The organism is Mesorhizobium sp. M2A.F.Ca.ET.037.01.1.1 (genome assembly GCF_003998075.1).
In the GTDB taxonomy this organism is placed as follows: Bacteria; Pseudomonadota; Alphaproteobacteria; order Rhizobiales; family Rhizobiaceae; genus Mesorhizobium.
In genome coordinates this window covers 1-921 of sequence record NZ_RZSA01001533.1, presented here as the reverse complement: position 1 = coordinate 921, position 921 = coordinate 1, and the positions used below count along the sequence as shown (strand labels likewise).

The window sequence follows — 921 nt, the reverse complement described above, 5'->3', positions numbered from 1 at the left end:
TTCGCCATCAATGCCGTGCACCTGAAAGACATTCTTGGCCAGGTCCAAACCGATTGTCACTACATGCATGGTGGTCTCCTTCCTCGCTGCTGGCTGCAAACACCGCGCTTAAGGTCGCGCGGGGCGCGGAGAACATCCACCTCATCAGAACAAGAACCGCTCGAAATCATACGCTAAGGTCGAACGGATCGTGAACTGTCGTCTCTGACGCGCATGATGGTCTGTCGGCTGGTTTCGAACTTTCTGGCGAGAGCTGAAACGCTCATGCCGCTGGCTAGTCCTTCAAGAACATCTTGCTTCCGCGTTTCGTTGAGCCGCGCTGGTCGGCCAAGGGTTTTTCCTTCTGATTTTGCCCGTTTGAGGCCGGACTGCGTGCGTTCGATAAGCAGGTCACGTTCGAACTGTGCGACAGCGTTGATGACGTTCATCGTCATCTTGCCAGCGGAGCTTGCGAGATCGACACCGCCGAGAGCGAGGCAGTGAACCCGGACACCCAATTCCTCCAGTTTCCCTACCGTGGTGCTCACATCGATGGCGTCCCGACCAAGACGGTCGAGCTTTGTCACGATCAGCACATCCCCGGATTCGAGCTTGTCCATGAGCCGGATGAAGCCCCGGCGCTGCGCAATGGCGACACTGCCGGAAATAGTTTCGGTGACGATGCGGCGTGGCTCGATGTGGAACCCGGCTGCCTGGATTTCCTGGATCTGGTTTTCAGTCGTTTGGCCGGTTGTGGAGACACGGACGTAGGCAAATGTGCGTGGCATGGACTCGATTCGTCCGAATAGGCTGTCCGAAATGTCGAGCATGTCCATAACTATGTCAAGGTAATTTGTGGACATGTGCGATTTCACCCTGTACGGAACCGGTCGTTTTCGGACATGCCGGAGGCCATCGGCGCGATGTTGCATGGAGTAGAGA

The 921-nt window shown here is 56.4% G+C and carries 1 protein-coding gene; it reads right to left on the bottom strand.

All coding sequences use genetic code 11. The annotated features are described in order from the left end of the window. Window positions 1-173: 173 nt before the first annotated feature. Window positions 174-767 carry a recombinase family protein gene (locus EOA27_RS38155; RefSeq protein WP_127258927.1) on the bottom strand — a complete coding sequence of 198 codons (594 nt, stop codon included), beginning with the start codon at window positions 765-767 and terminating at the stop codon, window positions 174-176. Window positions 768-921: the final 154 nt, after the last annotated feature.